Below are 16,412 nucleotides of genomic sequence, written 5' to 3' on the forward strand. Positions count from 1 at the left end.
CGGCGCCTCAGTGGACCAGGTCGGGCCGGTGGGTGCCCCTGTGGACGCGCCGCTCCCGGGCGCGCCGCTCAGGTGCCCGGGATGATCAGGTCGTCGCCGTTGCGGCCAATGCCCCAGTCGTTGCGGTCCTGGGTGTAGATCCGGCCCTGCTCACTGAGCACGAGCAGCGCGGAACTGTCATCGGAGGGCACCGCCCGCACGTCCGTCGCCTCGGAGACCAGTCTGAGCGGCTCGAGCCACCCACCGATATGCACTCGGAAGGGGCGGTCGGTGGTGTCCTGCGCCTGGCGGCCCAACACAAACAGCTCGGTCTGGGAGGCCCACACCGCCGAGGTCACGCTGGTGAGCGTCGGCGCGACCTGGTAGGGCTCGGTGAGCGCCGTCGGCTGGCCGTCCTTGCCGCGGATGATGCCGGTGATCCCCACCTGCGTCTCCTGGGTGTCCCGGTCCTGGAGCACGATCAGGGCCCGTTGGTCGTCTGCGGCCACCCGGAAGTCGGTGACCGTCTGGTTCTCGTCGAGCCAGGGGGCCTCCATCGGGCGTGCCACGGCGCGGCTCAGCGGCTCGCTCCTGGCGATGACCCAGACCCGCGGACCCGTCGTGGCCCGGCCGGCCAGCCAGAGCGCACCGGAACGGTCGAAGGTGGGGGCCGTCAGCTCGGTGCCGATGCCGCCCATCGTGTTTTCGGTGCCACCCTTCCAGCGCCACAGCTCGTCCCCACCGACCGTGGAGATGCCAGCAAACTCACGCACCTCGGCGTCGGTCGCCACGTCCTGCCACCGGATCGGGATGCTGGGCAACGACTCCGGGTCCACGGCGCGGTTGTCCTGCAACTGATAGTGCTGGGGCATGACCGGGATGAGGTCGACCCGGCTGCGCAGCAACCCGTAGGGAATGACCCACTCGGCGTCCTCGAACCCGGTGGCCGCGACGTCCGCGATGGGGTTGTCCACGCCCTCCACCTGCAGCGGCCGGCCCGCCCCCCGGATCAGCACGCTGTTGACGCCGGGCGCCTGTTTGAGCGTCTGCGCAAACTGGGCGAACAACTCCTTCTGCTGCACCGCGGAGTTGCCCAGGGACAGCCCGCGCAGCTCGACGGTGGCGGTGCCGGTGGCCGGGTCGACCGGCACGGCACTGGCCACCAGGTGCAGGTCCTCGGAGATCCCGGTGGACGCCGCACCCGCGAGATAGTCCGGGACCGGTCCGATCTGGGCCGTGGCCAGGCTGGTGGGCAGGCCGTCGCCGCGGGGGAACCACCGGATGTCGGGCACGAGCAGACCGCTGTCCGGGGTGACGTAGTGGATGGCATAGCTGCCGTAGCGCAACTCGAAGGTGGTCTCGGAGAGCCAGACCCCGTAGTTGTCCGGGAAGGAGCTGATCCGCCACTGACCGCCCACCTGCTCCATGGTGAACTGGTGTGTCTGAGCGGTGCCCCGTGGCTCCTCGACGAGATAACCGTCCTCGTCGACGGCGCCGCGCACCGTCACCTCGGCCCGGACGGTCGAGCCGTCGACCACCGTGAGCTCGGGCTCGCCGTCATAGACCAGGACCTGGCTGGTGGGCCGCCACTGCCGCGCGAGGTCGTCGGTCAAGAAGGTGCGCGCAACCTCGTGGTCGTCGGCAAAGCTGCCGCTGGCCAACAGGAAGCTGGCCACGATCTGGTCCGGGCTGGCATCCTCCTCGGGGCCGACCGGCAGGGCCTGCACCTCCTGGATCGGGGCGCCCTGCACCGGCAGGCCGGGCTCGACCGTGTCGCCGGTGGGCAGACCGGCGCACGCGGACAGCAGGACGACCAGCGACAGTATGCCGACCAGCAGGCGGGTGCGTCCCGCACCGTGGCGGCTGGTCATGTTCTTTGTCGTCATGTGCCCTCCTCCGTTCCGGCGCCGACCGGCTCCACGGTCACCACCGGAGCCTCTGTGTCACGTTGGGGGTCGAGTGGCACCGGGCCCGGCTCCTCCGCGAGGGCCGTCTGTCGCGTGCGGGGCAGGGTGAGGCGGAAGGCCGCTCCATGGCCCGGGCGGCCGGCCACCTGGAGGTGGCCACCGTGCAGCCGGGCGTCCTCGAGCGAGATCGCCAGCCCCAGGCCGGTGCCGCCGGTGGTCCGGTTGCGGGCGGGGTCGCCGCGCCAGAACCGGTCGAAGACCATGGAGGCCTGCTCCGGTGTCAGTCCGACCCCGTGATCGCGCACGGTCACCGCCACGGCGTCCGCGCTCTGCGCCAGGCAGACCTCCACCGGACTGCCCTCCCCGTGGTCCAGCGCATTGGCGATGACATTGCGCAGGATGCGGCTGACCCGGCGCTGGTCCATCTCGATGAAGACCTTGCCGTCCGGCAGGGACAGCCGCACGTCTGATCCGGTGTGCGACGCGAGCGCGGAGAGGGCATCGACCACCTGGTGGATCACCCCGACCAGGTCGACGCGGTCGATCTCCAGGTCGGCAGCGCCGGAGTCATAGCGGCTGATCTCCAGCAGCTCGGTGAGCAGCTCCTCAAACCGGTCCAGCTCCTCATAGAGCAGCTCGGCCGACCTGGCAGCGGGGCCGGAGAAGTCGTCGCGGGAGGCGTGCAGCACCTCGCCTGCCATCCGGATCGTGGTCAGGGGCGTGCGGAGCTCGTGCGAGACGTCAGAGACAAAGCGTTGCTGCAGCATCGAGAGGGTCTCGAGCTGTCGGATCTGGGTCTGGATGCTGTCGGCCATCGTGTTGAAGGACATCGCCAGCTGGTCCAGCTCGTCCGAGCCGCGGACCGGCAACCGTTCGTCCAGGTGCCCGTGGGCCATCTGCTGACTGACCCGCGCGGCGTGCCCGACCGGCCGGGCCACCATGCTGGTCGCCACCCAGGCCACCGCACCCATCAGCGCGAGCAGCGCGAGGCCTCCGAGGGCGAACCACTGCCGGATCAGGTCCAGCGTGGCCTGCTCACGTGCCATCGGATAGACCAGGAAGAGGTCGTGCGGGCCGGCGCGGGAGATGTCCACCTGGGAGCCCACGATGACCGAGGCGACCGCCTGGTCCTGGCTGGCCAGCTGCACATCGGTGACCATCACCTGCTGGTTGCTGGGATCGTCGCGCAGTGCCTCGGCCAGCTGTGGGGGCAACTCGTCGACGTCGAGGTCAGGGGAGGCGAGCGCCGTGATCCGCGCATCACGCTCGTTGTCCAGGCTGCGGATCAGCACCGAGCGCCGCAACGACTGGTCCGCGGGGGCGATCGCGTTGACGATGGCGGTGGCCGTCGCGTTCAGGCTCGTGTCGTCGCTGCGGTCGACCGCATCAAAACTCGCCTGGGCGTTGCGCACCTCCTGGGCCGCATCGGTCGTCGCCGCGGAGACGGCCTGGTGCACCAGACCCTCGGCGACCTGGGCGAAGAGCATCGTGGCGATGACGGCCGTGACGGCCGTGCCCAGCGCCATGGTGGTGACAATGACCCGCAACCGGAGGGAGGAGCGCCACCATGCGACCACTCCGCCGGCTCCCTGCGCGGGGGCAGTCATGTCCTCAGGCCGGCCCGGCCTTGTAGCCCACCCCACGCACGGTCAGGACGATCTGCGGGTTCTCCGGGTCCTTCTCGATCTTGGCGCGCAAGCGCTGCACGTGGACGTTGACCAGGCGGGTGTCCCCCGCGTGGCGATAGCCCCAGACCTTCTCCAGCAACGACTCCCGGTCGAAGACGTGGTTGGGCCGGCTGGCCAGGGCCACCAGGAGATCAAACTCCAGGGGCGTCAGCGGCAACTCGGCACCGTCCCGCTTGACGGTGTGCCCGGCAACATCGACGAGGAGGTCACCGACCGTCAGCTGCGAGGGCTCACGCCGGTCGCTGCGGCGCAACCGTGCCCGGATCCGGGCCAGCAGCTCCTGCGGCTTGAACGGCTTGACGACATAGTCGTCGGCCCCGGCCTCCAGGCCCAGCACCACGTCCTTGGTGTCCGTGCGCGCCGTGAGCATGACGATGGGGACGCCGGACTCCGCCCTCAGGTGTCGGCACACCTCGACGCCGCTGAGGGTGGGGAGCATGACGTCCAGCAGGACCAGGTCCGGGCGGAACTCCCGGAACAGGGCCACGGCCCGTCCGCCGTCGGCGCAGTGCGCCACCTCCAGCCCTTCCTTGCGCAGCACGATCCCGAGCATCTCGGCCAGTGCCTGGTCATCATCGACCACCAATACGCGTGCGTTCACTGATCCACCTCAGTAGCGGTAGTGCTCCGGCTTGAACGGGCCGGAGACGTCCAGACCGAGATACTCGGCCTGCTTCTTGGACAGTTCGGTCAGATCCGCTCCCAGCGCCCCCAGGTGCAGCCGGGCGACCTCTTCGTCGAGACGCTTGGGCAGCACGTGGACACCGACGGGATAGTCATCCGGGCGGGTGAACAGCTCGATCTGGGCGAGGGTCTGGTTGGCGAAGGAGTTGGACATCACGAAGCTCGGGTGGCCCGTGGCGTTGCCCAGGTTGAGCAGTCGGCCCTCCGAGAGCACGATGATCGAGCGCTCGTCGCGGGCCGGGGTCTCACCGTCGGCCTGCTGCGCCGGGAGCGTCCACTCGTGGACCTGCGCCTTGATCTCGGTCTTCTGCACGCCCGGCACCCGGGCCAGCCCGGTCAGGTCGATCTCGTTGTCGAAGTGGCCAATGTTGCCCACGATCGCCTTGTCCTTCATGGCGAGCAGGTGCTCGGGGCGGATGACGTCGCAGCAGCCGGTCGTGGTGACAAAGAAGTCCGCGATCCCGACGACGTCCTCGAGCTGGGCGACCTGGAAGCCCTCCATGGCGGCCTGCAGCGCGCAGATCGGGTCGATCTCGGTGACGATGACCCGGGCGCCCTGCCCGGCCAGCGCCTCGGCACAGCCCTTGCCCACATCGCCATAGCCGAGCACCACGGCGACCTTGCCCCCGATGAGCGTGTCGGTGGCCCGGTTGATGCCGTCGATCAGGGAGTGGCGGGTGCCGTACTTGTTGTCGAACTTGGACTTGGTGACCGAGTCATTGACGTTGATCGCCGGGAAGTGCAGGTCACCGGTCTCGTGCAACTGATAGAGCCGGTGGACACCGGTGGTGGTCTCCTCGGTGACGCCGCGGATGCCGTCGGCGATCGTGGTCCACCGCGTCGGCGCCGACTCCAGGGTCTCGCGCACGGTGTCGAGGATGACGGTGTATTCCTCGCTGTCCTCCTCGGACGCGGTCGGGACGGCGCCGGCCTGCTCCCACTTGCGGCCGTTGAGCACGAGCAGCGTGGCGTCCCCGCCGTCGTCCAGGATCATGTTCGGGCCCTCATCGCCGGGCCAGTCCAGGATCTGCGTGGTGCACCACCAGTATTCCGGCAGCGTCTCGCCCTTCCAGGCGAAGACCGGGACACCCTGCAGGTCCTCCGGTGTGCCGTCGACGCCGACCACGACGGCGGCAGCAGCCTCGTCCTGGGTGGAGAAGATGTTGCAGGAGGCCCAGCGGACCGTGGCACCCAGAGCGACCAGCGTCTCGATCAGCACGGCGGTCTGGACCGTCATGTGCAGCGAACCCGCGATCCGCGCCCCGGCCAACGGCTGGCTGGAGGCAAAGCGCTCGCGCAGGGCCATCAGCCCGGGCATCTCGTGCTCGGCCAGACGGATCTGGTGTCGCCCCGCTGTCGCGAGGGACAGGTCCTTGACCTTGTAGTCGAACGTCATCGTCAGGTGCTCCGTCAGGTTGCAGGGTCGAACTGGTCACGGTCACGGCGCTGTATGCCGTGGGCTCGAGACAGTGCATGGCTCACCATGGCCCCGTCCCGAGTCCGCACCATCCTACGTTCTCTGCCGGGATTGACCCCCTCAGCGCGGCCGGGCCTCGTCTGTGCACCCACCGCCCCGACGACGGGAGCGTCAGACACCCAGCAGGGCGTTCTCCACCACCTCGGCCAGCGCGGGGTGGATCCAGAACTGGCCCCGGGCCACGGTGTGGGCGTCCTGGCCGAACGCCATCGCCTGGACGATGGGTTGGATCAGCGACGATGCCTGCGGCCCCATCAGGTGGGCACCGAGGATCAGACCCGTGCCGCGGTCCGCGATCACCTTGGCGACGCTGGTGGTGTCCTCCATCGCCCAGCCGTAGGCCGTGTCGCCATAGTGCTGGACCTTCACGCTGACGTCGTGGCCCGCGTCCCGCGCCTCCTGCTCGGTGAGCCCGATCATGGCGATCTGCGGGTGGCTGAAGACGGCCATGGGCACGTTGGTGTGCACGAACGACTGCAGGTCCTCGGGGTGCACCAGGTTGTGGGCGACGACCCGGGCCTCGTGGTTGGCCAGGTGCTTGAGCTGGTGGGGTGCGCTGATGTCGCCGAGTGCCCAGACGCCGTCGGTGCTCGTGCGGCCGTGCTCGTCGACCACCACTCGGCCGTCGGGGCGCAGTTCCACACCAGCCACGTCCAGGCCCATGCCGTCGCTGTTGGGCCGGCGGCCCGTCGCGACGAGCAGCACGTCAACATCAAGCGGGTCGCCGTCGCTGAGCTCCAGCCGCACGCCGGACTCGGTCGAGGAGGCACCGGTGACCTCGGTGTTGACCCGCAGATCCCAGTGTCGTGCGACCTCCTGGGTGAACAGTTCGCTGACCTCGGAGTCCAGCCGGTGCAGGAGCCGCTCGCTGCGCTGCAGCTGGGTGACCTGCACCCCGAGCGCCGAGAAGACGTGGGCGAACTCCGCGCCGATCACGCCGCCACCGATGATCGCCATCGATCGCGGAAGGTCGTCGAGTCGCATGACCGTGTCGGAGGTCTCGTAGGGCACTCCCGCCGCCTCGATCACCGGTGGGGCGGTGGCCCTGCTGCCGGTCGCGATCACGACCTGGTCGCCGGTGATCCGGTGCCGCTCCCCCACGGCGTGCTCTCCGCCGGGCGTGGTGATCTCGATCTCGACCTCCCGAGCACCGACGAAGGTGGCGTGACCGAGATAGGCGGTGGTGTTGGGTCCGGTGACGCGATAGTCCCGGCCACCGTCGGCGATCGGGTCGATCCGTCCGAAGATCCGGTCGCGGATGTCGCGCCAGCGCACCCCGTCCAGGGTCGCGTCCACCCCATAGCGGGCGGACTCCCGGATCGTGGTGGCGACGTCTGCGGCGTAGACGAACATCTTGGTCGGGATGCACCCGACGTTGAGGCAGGTGCCCCCGAAGGTGCCGCGCTCGATCACGGCGACCTTCTTGTCCGCGAAGTCCTCGGTGACCAGCGAGTTGCCCGAGCCGGTGCCGATGATGATCAGGTCGTAGTCAGCCACGCCGACAGACTACGTTCCGGCCCGACCGGAACAGCATCCACGTCAGGAGATCAGGTCGCGCACCGCCTGCAGTCCGGACACGACCTCGGCGAAACTGGTCGAGAGCGGCGCCAGGCCGAGCCGCAACCCATCCGGTGCACGGAAGTCCGGGATCACCCCCTGCTCCCACAACCGGGCGTTGACCTCGGCAAAGTCGTGCCGCCGGATCGTGAGGTGGCCCCCGCGCTGCTCGTGCGCTCGCGGCGAGGCGATCGTCACGCCCAGCTCGGCCGGCCAGGACGCGACGATGTCCCAGGCCAGGTCGGTCAGGGCGAGGGACTTGGTGCGCACCGCGTCGATCCCGGCCTCGGCGAGCAGGGCCACGGACAGCCGCAGCGGCACCATCGCGACCACGGGCGGCGTGCCGCTGACCAGCGAGCGGATCCCGGGGGCAGGCTCATAGCCCGGCCCCATCAGGAACGGGTCGCGGCGCCCCATCCACCCCTGGATCGGCTGCCGCACCGTCGTGTGGTGTCGCTGCGCGAGATAGGCGAACGCCGGAGAGCCGGGCCCGCCGTTGAGATATTTGTAGGTGCAGCCGACAGCAGCGTCGACGTCCCAGGCGTCCAGGTGGACCGGCACCGAGCCCGCCGAGTGACACAGGTCCCACAGCACGAGGGCGCCGGCCGCGTGCACCCGTTGGGTGATGGCGGCCGCGTCCGCGAGATAGCCCGAGCGATAGGCCACATGGCTGATCAGCACCACGGCGGTGCGCTCACTCACGACCTCCGCAACCTGCTCCTCAGTGACCCCGGATGCCGGGTCGGCCTCGATCCAGACCAGCTCCATCCCCCGCTCGGCCGCCACGCCCTCTGCCACATAACGATCGGTCGGGAAGTTGTCGGTGTCGAGCACGATCTGGGTCCGGGCGGGGTCGGCGCGCACCTGCGCGTCGGCGAGCGCGCGCAGCATCTTGTAGAGCAGGACGGTGGTCGAGTCGGCCACCACGGTCTGTCCTGGCGCCGCGCCCAGGGCCGCGGTGGCCACCAGGTCACCGGTCTCCTCGGGCCACCGCATCCACGCCTCGTCCCAGCTGCGGATCAGGCGTGTGCCCCAGCCCTGCTCGACGAAGCGGGCCAGCTCCTGGGCGGTGCCACGCACGGGGCGGCCCAGGGAGTTGCCGTCGAAATAGGCCGTGACGCCCTCGGCCGGCTCGAATCGGTCGACGAAGGCGGCGAGCGGGTCGGCCGCGTCCAGCTCGGCAGCCACCGCGACCCAGTCGGTCCCGGTCGCCGCAACGTCCGTCGTGGGCTGGTCAGTCATGGTGATAGCCCTCCGGCTCGACGTCCTGGATCCGGGACCTGACGGCATACAGCTCGGGGAAGAAGGTCAGGTCCAGCGCCCGCCGCAGGAAGGGCACGCCCGAGGAGCCGCCGGTCCCCCGCTTGGAGCCGATGATCCGCTCGACGGTCTTGAGGTGCCGGAAGCGCCAGAACTGGAAGTTGTCCTCGACGTCGACCAGCTCCTCGCACAACTCGTAGACCCCCCAGTGCTCCTGCGGGGCGGCATAGACCTGCACCAGCAGCTCCACCAGCCCCTCGCTCTCCTGGTGCGGCTTCGACCAGTCCCGGTCGAGCAGTTCGGCGGGCACCGCATACCCCTGCCGGCCCAACCAGGCCAGCACCTCGTCATACAGGCTGGGTTCGTGCAGCAGGGTGGCCAGCTCGTCATGCACCGCCTGATCGTGCTCGAAGACGCGCAGCATCTCGGCGTTCTTGTTGCCGAGCAGGAACTCCACCGACCGGTACTGCCAGGACTGGAAGCCCGAGCCGGTCGCCAGGAACGAGCGAAACTCCGCATACTCGCTCGGCGTCAGGGTGGCCAGGACCGTCCACTGCTCGGTCAGGACCGTCTGGATGTGCTTGACCCGCGCCAGGCGCTTGAGCGCTGGCTTCGGCTCGTCAGCACGGATCAGGTCCCGGGCCGAGCGCAGCTCGTGCATCATCAGTTTCAGCCACAGCTCACTGGTCTGGTGCTGGATGATGAACAGCATCTCGTCGTGCCGGGTGGGCACCGACCGGGGGTGCTGGGCGGACAGGACACGGTCGAGGTCGAGATACTCGCCATAGGACAGGTTGCGGGTGAAGTCCCGCTCGATGCCCTCCTCGAGCTGCCGTTCAGCCGTATGCCGTGGTGCCGGTTGGTCGGACCTGCTGGCCTGGTCGGGGGCGGGTTGAGCTGGGGCGACCTCGTCGGACACGCGAACCTCCATGTTGGCGTTGGGCTCTCACGGTATCTCGGCGCCCGTGCGCGAGAAGTTCCGGACCCGTTCTCCCATGGTCGGAGGTGTCCGCGCCCTGGGTCGTAGTGGGTGCCCCACCAGGTCGGGACCACGGTCCGATGCTGCAGACCCCACCTGCGACGGAGGCTGGACAGCATGAACACACCAGTCCTCACAGGCCAGTCCGTGGCCAAGACCTACGGACCCACCGTCGCCCTCGCCGGGGTGTCCCTGGAACTCGCGGCGGCCGAGTCGGTCGCCGTCATGGGAGCCTCGGGCTCGGGCAAGACCACCCTCCTGCACTGCCTCGCCGGGATCATCACCCCCGACGCCGGTGCCATCACGCTGCACACCCCGCACGGTGCCCAACGCATCGACGGCCTGGACGCCGAAGGGCGAGCAACGTTGCGCCGCAAGCACTATGGGTTCGTCTTCCAGCAGGGCCTGCTCCTGCCCGAGTTGACCGCCGTGGAGAACGTCGCCCTCCCCCTGCTGTTGGACGGCACCGACCGCCGCGCCGCCGAGGCCGAGGCGACCCACTGGCTGCACGTGCTCGGTCTGGCCGGCATGGAGGAGCGTCGCCCGGGCCAGCTCTCCGGTGGGCAGCAGCAGCGCGTCGCCGTGGCCCGCGCGCAGGTCGGGGCACCCGCGGTGGTCTTCGCCGACGAGCCGACCGGTGCCCTGGACTCACGCACCTCCGCGCAGGTGATGCAGGCGCTCCTGCAGACCACCACCGGCGCTGGGCGCAGCCTGGTCGTGGTCACCCACGACGAGCAGGTCGCCGCCGCCTGTCACCGGGTGCTGCACCTCAGCGACGGCCGGATCGTCCGGGAGCACCGCAACGCCACGGCGACGCGGGTGGCCTCATGAGGACCGCGAGCCAACTGACCTTCCTGCTGCTGCGGCGGGGCACCGACACCAGCCGTGCCTCCCCGCTGCTCCCCGTGGCGGCGTTTGCCGTCGTGACGGCCCTCGCCCTCACCGTCCTGGGCGGAGCCCGCTTCTTCTTCACCATCGAGGGCGACCTGGGCGTGTTCTACCAGTCGCTCGCCGCGCTGGCCGTCACGCTCCTGCTGATCCCGCTGCTCACGCTCTGCGGGTCCGCGGCCCGCCTGTCCGCGCGCCGCCGCGACCAGCACCTGTCCACGCTGCGCCTGCTCGGCGCGCCCACCCGCACCCTGACGTCGATGACGGTCCTGGAGTCCATGCTCCTGGCCGCGGGCGGAACCGTGCTCGGCGTGCTGGGACACCTGGCCCTGGCACCCCTGCTCGGGCTGCTGGTGTTTCACGGTGAGCGGCTCGGAGCCGGCAACATCCTGCTCGGCCCGGTCGGCACCGCCCTGTGCGGTCTCGCTCTGCTGGCCCTGGCTGCCGTGAGCTCGCTCCTCGGACTGCGCGGCGTGGTGGTCTCCCCCCTCGGTGTGCGGACCCGTCAGGCAGCCCCCAGCATGAGCCTGGCCCGCGTCGCCGGCATCATGCTCGCGCTCGGAGCGGGCTTCCTCGCCAGCCGGGCGATGAAGATCGACCAGGGGGTGGTGGCCACAGTGATCAGCATGATGGTCACCTTCGGGCTCACCATGGCCGTGCTCAACCTGGTCGGCCCGTGGCTGCTCGGTGTCGTCGCGCGGCTGCAGCTGCGCCGGGCGGGTGGGCGCCACGTCGCGGAACGCTTGATCGCTGCCCGAACCGTCCTGGACTCGCCCAAGGCCGCCTGGCGGCAGGTCAGCGGGGTGGCCCTGACCTCCTTCATCGCGGTCTTCGCCGGGGTCGGTCTGGCGGTCACCAACACCATGTCCGGAGCCGGTGGATCGAGCCGCGAGGACAAGCTCCTGCTGGCCGACCTGGGCACCGGCATCGCCCTGACCCTGGGGATCTCGTTTGTCACGGTCGCCGCCTCCGTGGCCGTCAACCAGGCCGCCGACATCCTCGACCGCCGCGAGCTGTTCGCCAGCCTGGACCGGATGGGCATGCCCCTGGCCGGGATGGACCGGGCCCGACGTCGCGCCGTCATGTTCCCCCTCCAGGTGGTCTCCCTGGGCTCCGCGCTGGCCGCTGCCCTGCTGATCTTCCCGCTCTCCGGTCTGGCACTGCTCACCGACCCACTGTCCCTGGTCAGCACCGCCGCCCTCCTTGCCGCGGGGATCGCCCTGGTCTGGCTGACCCTGCTGGCGACCTCACCGATGCTGTCCCGGGTGGCCCGCGGGAGCTGACCCGCTCCAGCGCCTCTGCGGGTCACGACCCCTCGCCAGAGGTCGCCCGGCAGCCAGGACCTGCGCCACGGCATACTCAGGGTTGTGCCGACCGACACCACACCCGACCAGCAGGGGCCCGCGACCGATGCGGAGGTGGCCGACTGGGTCGCTGGGCTCGGCCTGCCCGGCCTCGCCGACATCCACGTGCACTTCCTCCCCGAGCGGGTCCTGGCCAAGGTGTGGGACTACTTCGACACCCACGGCTGGTCCGAGGCCGGCGATTGGCCGATCCACTATCGGCTGCCCGAGGAGGAGCGTCTGGCTGTCGTCAGGTCACTGGGGCTGGCTGCCATCCCGGCCCTGACCTATGCGCACAAGCCCGGCATGGCCGCATGGCTCAACGCCTGGTGCGCCGACTTCGCGGAGCGGGTGCCGGAGGCCGTGCTCTCGGGCACCTTCTTTCCCGAGCCCGAGGCCGCTGACTACGTCCCCGAGGCGCTGGAGCGGGGCGTGCGGCTCTTCAAGGCGCATGTCACGGTCGGCAACTTCGACCCCACCGACCCGCTGCTTGACCCCGTGTGGTCCGCGGTGCAGGACGCGGGCACCCCGGTCGTCCTGCACGCCGGCTCTGGCCCCCACCCCGGACAGCACACTGGCTCCGAGCCGGTGGCCGCGCTGCTGCGCCGGTTCCCACGGCTGGTCCTGGTCATCGCCCATCTCGGGATGCCCGAGCACGACGAGTTCGCCGACCTGGCAGAGCAGCACGCCGGGGTGCACCTGGACACCACGATGGCCGGGACGGACTATGTCCAGGCCAGGTCTCCCCTGCCCACCGGCTATCTGTCCCGGCTGCGAGACCTGCAGGACAAGATCGTGCTCGGTGCGGATTTCCCGAACATCCCCTATCCCTATGCCCACCAGCTGCAGGCGCTGGCACGCTGGGACCTGGGGGACGACTGGCTCCGTGATGTGCTGTGGCACAACGGTGCCCGGCTGATGGGGCTGGACCAGAGCGGGCGAGGGACACCATGATGCGGCCCTGGGCGGGCTGGTTGGCCGCAGGGCTGCTCCTGCTCTCGCTCGGGCTCCCCTGGGCCGGCCCCTCGACCCGCACGGTCCCTGGTGGGCCCTCGTGCATCCCCGACCTGTCCGGCGAGGGTGGGCTGATCTGCGACTACATCGGCGTTGCGACCACGCACGTGGTGGATGGTGTCGTGGGCGGTGGGTCCCCGGCGAGACTCTTCCTCGTCCTGGCGCTGTTCCTGCTGGTCGTGGGTCTGCGGACACACCGACCGACCGCTCTGCTGATCGCTGCAGCCTCGGCCGCCCTCGCGGTGGCCACGGCGCTTCCGAGTGTGCAGAGCGGCCAGTTCACCGCTCTGCTCGCGGCCGGGCTGCTCCTGGTGTCGGTCGGTGGCGCCGGTCAGCGGGTGCGGTCGTTGAGATCCGCAACGTGGGGTGACACCGACGGGTCAAGCCCCAGCCCCAGCGCCAGATAGGTCGCCGTGAAGTCTGCGGTGGACACCAACTCGGCCAGTCGGGTGAGCGGGCGGCCCGGCTGCGCGATCACGTCCATCACCCGCACGCCAGCGTCTCGGGCCGTTTCGAGCACCGCGTCGGTCAGGGCCTGGGACTGAGCGGACTCGCTGGTCGGCGGCTCCACCGGGGCGTCGCGCAGGGTGAGCAGCCCCAGCTGAGGCATGGACGGGCCGTCCAGGAACGGGTCGGCAAAGATGTCCTGACCCGACTGACCCCGCGGGATCTCGGCGAGATCTCCCTCCGGCTCGGCGAAGTGATGGGGCTCCCAGCCGCTGGTGTCGATGTCACCGAGCCGGATGCGCCCGGCGTCATAGGTGCCCGGGCGGCGTCCACCGATCGCGGTGTAGGGACCGTCGAAGCAGGCCACAATCTGGCTGGCAGCGTCCGGCAGCTCGCCCCAGGGAGCCGGCACCCGGGCCGTGCGCGCCAGCATGGAGGCGGCACGGGCGGCCGCCACACCGCTGAGCGGACCGTCCCCGAGCACCATGGGCACGGTCTCGGCCAGTTGCAGGGCCAGCAGCTTGGCCGGGTTGACGAAGGACTCCGAGGTGGGCCGATAGGTCTCGGCGGCCTCGTCGAGACGCTCGGCCACCTCGGTCATCCCCTCGGCGGGGGTGTCGACGATGCCGATCGCGTCAGCCCCGAGCAGGACCGGGGTGAGCAGGCTCCACAACGACGTCCGCGAACTGGTGCGAGCACGGCCCACGCCGATGTGCACCCCCCTGGCGCGTCGGCATACGTCGGCCAGTGGCGAGTCGTCGGCGCCGACGGTCAACAGGGAGGCGCCCCGCCGGGCCGCCTCGGCGGCAATCGCCAGGGGGCCGGGCGCACGCCCGGACAGGGAGACCGCCACCACCAGGTCGAGCGGCCCCACCCACCCGGGCAGTGGCAGGTTTCGTCGGGCCTGGACCGGCACGGGCGAGCCGGGCTCGGCGAGCAGCTCGAGCACGTCGGCCACCAGGGCCGAACCGCCCAGCGCCGCGACCAGCACGGACCGGGGGCGATCGAGCTGGGCAAACCGGTCAATGCCGGCTTCCTGCGCGAGCGTCACGGACTCACGCACCTGGGCACCGGCGGTCGCCAGGGCGCGCAGGGTCTGCCGACTGTCCTTGCGGAGCAGCTCGTCCGGGTCGTCGAGCAGGGCGTCGTCGATGTGTGGTGCCATGGAGTTGCCCCTCAGCGCGTGATGGTGGTGGCGTCGCTCTCGAGGAGGACGGGGATCCCCTCGGTGATCGGGAACTGCCGGCGCTGGCCGGCTCCGCCGCAGTCCTGGGCGCACTCGAGCACCGGCTGACCCGCGTCGTTGGTGGCGTCGACCAGCTCGTGGCGGCCGACTGGACAGCGCAGGATCTCCCGCACCCAGGGCTCGATTGCATCAGTCATGCGCGCACCATCCTCAGCACCTCATCACGGATCGTCGTCATGGTGGCCTCGTCGGAGGCCTCCACATTGAGCCGCAGCAGCGGCTCGGTGTTGCTGGGCCGCAGCGAGATCCACCAGAACTCGTCTCCGGTCCCGACGCCCATCGTCAGGCCGTCGAGCAGGTCGACACTAGCGCCCTGCTCCTCGCCCCAGGCCCGGACCCGGGCCGTCGCCGCGGGGACATCCTCGACCAGGGAGTTGATCTCGCCGGAGCCGGCATAGCGCTCATAGGACGCCACGAGGTCCGACAGCGCACCCCTTTGACCCCCGAGGGCCGCCAGGACGTGCATCGCCGCCAGCATCCCGGTGTCGGCGAACCAGAAGTCCCGGAAGTAGTAGTGGGCGGAGTGCTCACCACCGAACACGGCGTCGTGCTCGGCCATGTGGGCCTTGATGTAGGAGTGACCGACCCGGGTCCGCACGGGTCGTGCCCCGGCCTGGGAGATCGTCTCGGGCACGACGCGCGAGCAGATGACGTTGTGGACCACCGCGACCTCGGCGGGGTCGACTCCGGCCGCGACCTCGCGGGCGATCTCACGGGCAGCCACCAGGGCCGTGATCGCACTGGGGGTGACTGGCTCACCGCGCTCGTCGACCACGAAGCAGCGGTCAGCGTCACCGTCGAAGGCGAGCCCCAGATCGGCCCCGTGCGCGAGGACCGCTGCCTGCAGGTCACGCAGGTTCTCCGGCTCCAGGGGGTTGGCCTCATGGTTGGGGAAGGTGCCGTCCAGCTCGAAATACAGCGGGACGATCTCCAGTGGGAGGTTCGATCGCTGCAGGACGGCCGGCACGGTGTGGCCGGCCATGCCGTTGCCCGCGTCCACCACAACCTTCAGCGGGCGCCCCTCCGAGAGGTCCACCAGGGAGTGCAGGAAGTCGGCATAGTCGTCGAGCAGGTCTGCCTGATCGATGCTGCCCACGCTCGCGCCGGCGGGCAGGTCGTGCTCGGCCCCGCGGTCGAGCAGCCACTGGGCCAGGTCACGCACCTCGGCCAGGCCGCTGTCGAGTCCGACCGGACGGGCACCGGACCGGCAGAGCTTGATGCCGTTGTAGGTAGCCGGGTTGTGGCTGGCCGTGAACATCGCCCCCGGCACCGACCGGGCGCCGCTGGCGTAGTAGAGCCCGTCGGTCGAGCACAGGCCGATCATCGTCACGTCCACGCCGTGGGCCGCCGCCCCCGCCGCGAAGGCACGGGAGAGCTCCGGCGAGGAGGGCCTCATGTCGTGGCCGATGACCATGGCCGTGGCGCCCTCGGGGATCACCACGACCTGGGCGTAGGCGGAGCCGAGCGCGGTTGCCACGGCCGGGCTGAGCTGCTCCGGCACGAGTCCGCGCACGTCGTAGGCCTTGATGAAGTCCTGGAGGCGCGCTGTGGTCACCCGGTGAGCCTAACGGTCGCGCAGCAGGCGCAGGTGCCCCCGTCGGCCGACCTCGGTGACGTTGGCCTCTGCCGGTCGCAACGGGCGCGCACCGGGGTCCTCCTGGGACTTGTGCTCGCGGACTGCCTCTGCCAGGGCCACCAGGTCATCGGGTGGCTCCTCCCCCATCTGGAGTCGGACGATGTCCCAGCCGCGGGGGGCGGTCAGTCGCCGGGCGTGGTTGTCGCACAGGTCGTAGGAGTGCGGCTCGGCATAGGTGGCCAGCGGGCCGAGGACCGCGGTCTGCTCGGCGTAGACATAGGTCAGCGTGGCGAAGGCAGCACTGCCGCACGCGGTCTTGGAGCACTGACGGGAGATAGCCACGATCAAAGACTGTATGCCGTTGTGC

15 protein-coding genes are annotated in these 16,412 nt (G+C 70.3%); 4 read left to right on the forward strand and 11 right to left on the reverse strand.

The features are described from left to right. Positions 1-68 precede the first annotated feature (68 nt). The 7 genes from NF556_RS13910 to kynA form a co-directional block, all read right to left on the reverse strand. Positions 69-1,865 carry an LpqB family beta-propeller domain-containing protein gene (locus NF556_RS13910; RefSeq protein ID WP_252591514.1) on the reverse strand — a complete coding sequence of 599 codons (1,797 nt, stop codon included), beginning with the start codon at positions 1,863-1,865 and terminating at the stop codon, positions 69-71. Continuing rightward, the gene (mtrB, locus tag NF556_RS13915; RefSeq protein WP_252591515.1) at positions 1,862-3,493 is read right to left on the reverse strand and encodes an MtrAB system histidine kinase MtrB; all 1,632 of its coding nucleotides are present in this window, start codon (positions 3,491-3,493) and stop codon (positions 1,862-1,864) included. The genes NF556_RS13910 and mtrB overlap by 4 nt, the downstream gene beginning before the upstream one ends. Before the next feature lie 4 nt (positions 3,494-3,497). Then, a complete protein-coding gene (mtrA, locus tag NF556_RS13920; protein WP_256829315.1) occupies positions 3,498-4,175 on the reverse strand; it encodes an MtrAB system response regulator MtrA in 678 nt (225 codons plus the stop codon). A 9-nt stretch (positions 4,176-4,184) separates the two neighbouring features. Next, entirely contained in the window at positions 4,185-5,654 is a 1,470-nt protein-coding gene (gene ahcY / locus NF556_RS13925; RefSeq protein WP_252591516.1) for an adenosylhomocysteinase, read from the reverse strand. Between the two features lie 192 nt (positions 5,655-5,846). After that, positions 5,847-7,232, reverse strand: a complete 1,386-nt coding sequence (gene mtr, locus NF556_RS13930) for a mycothione reductase (RefSeq protein ID WP_252591517.1) — start codon at positions 7,230-7,232, stop codon at positions 5,847-5,849. Positions 7,233-7,274: 42 nt separating this feature from the next. Next, positions 7,275-8,534, reverse strand: a complete 1,260-nt coding sequence (locus NF556_RS13935) for a kynureninase (protein ID WP_252591518.1) — start codon at positions 8,532-8,534, stop codon at positions 7,275-7,277. After that, entirely contained in the window at positions 8,527-9,369 is an 843-nt protein-coding gene (gene kynA, locus NF556_RS13940; protein ID WP_252595812.1) for a tryptophan 2,3-dioxygenase, read from the reverse strand. Before kynA ends, NF556_RS13935 begins: the two co-directional genes overlap by 8 nt. A gap of 279 nt (positions 9,370-9,648) precedes the next feature. On the opposite strand from kynA, the gene NF556_RS13945 reads away from it, so the two are divergent. The 4 genes from NF556_RS13945 to NF556_RS13960 all read left to right on the forward strand — a co-directional run bounded on the left by NF556_RS13945 (position 9,649) and on the right by NF556_RS13960 (position 13,183). After that, positions 9,649-10,362, forward strand: a complete 714-nt coding sequence (locus NF556_RS13945; protein ID WP_252591519.1) for an ABC transporter ATP-binding protein — start codon at positions 9,649-9,651, stop codon at positions 10,360-10,362. After that, positions 10,359-11,702, forward strand: a complete 1,344-nt coding sequence (locus tag NF556_RS13950; protein ID WP_252591520.1) for an FtsX-like permease family protein — start codon at positions 10,359-10,361, stop codon at positions 11,700-11,702. The genes NF556_RS13945 and NF556_RS13950 overlap by 4 nt, the downstream gene beginning before the upstream one ends. Before the next feature lie 84 nt (positions 11,703-11,786). Further along, positions 11,787-12,716, forward strand: coding sequence for an amidohydrolase family protein (locus tag NF556_RS13955; protein WP_252591521.1), 930 nt, complete (start codon positions 11,787-11,789; stop codon positions 12,714-12,716). After that, on the forward strand, positions 12,716-13,183 hold the full coding sequence (locus NF556_RS13960; protein ID WP_252591522.1) for a hypothetical protein: 468 nt from the start codon (positions 12,716-12,718) through the stop codon (positions 13,181-13,183). The genes NF556_RS13955 and NF556_RS13960 overlap by 1 nt, the downstream gene beginning before the upstream one ends. Here the strand turns inward: NF556_RS13960 and NF556_RS13965 are convergent. From NF556_RS13965 to NF556_RS13980, 4 genes are read right to left on the reverse strand one after another with little or no spacing between them, the layout of a single operon-like run. Further along, a complete protein-coding gene (locus NF556_RS13965; RefSeq protein WP_252591523.1) occupies positions 13,108-14,388 on the reverse strand; it encodes an SIS domain-containing protein in 1,281 nt (426 codons plus the stop codon). The two genes, NF556_RS13960 and NF556_RS13965, sit on opposite strands and share 76 nt — an antisense overlap. 11 nt (positions 14,389-14,399) lie before the next feature. Then, complete coding sequence (locus NF556_RS13970) at positions 14,400-14,606, reverse strand: Trm112 family protein (RefSeq protein ID WP_252591524.1); 207 nt, start codon at positions 14,604-14,606, stop codon at positions 14,400-14,402. Beyond that, a complete protein-coding gene (locus NF556_RS13975) occupies positions 14,603-16,024 on the reverse strand; it encodes a phosphomannomutase/phosphoglucomutase (RefSeq protein ID WP_252591525.1) in 1,422 nt (473 codons plus the stop codon). The genes NF556_RS13970 and NF556_RS13975 overlap by 4 nt, the downstream gene beginning before the upstream one ends. 9 nt (positions 16,025-16,033) lie before the next feature. After that, positions 16,034-16,387: a DUF3499 domain-containing protein gene (locus NF556_RS13980; RefSeq protein WP_252591526.1), complete on the reverse strand. Its 354-nt coding sequence runs from the start codon at positions 16,385-16,387 to the stop codon at positions 16,034-16,036. Positions 16,388-16,412 lie beyond the last annotated feature (25 nt).

The organism is Ornithinimicrobium faecis, from assembly GCF_023923225.1.
Lineage (GTDB): Bacteria > Actinomycetota > Actinomycetes > Actinomycetales > Dermatophilaceae > Ornithinicoccus > Ornithinicoccus faecis.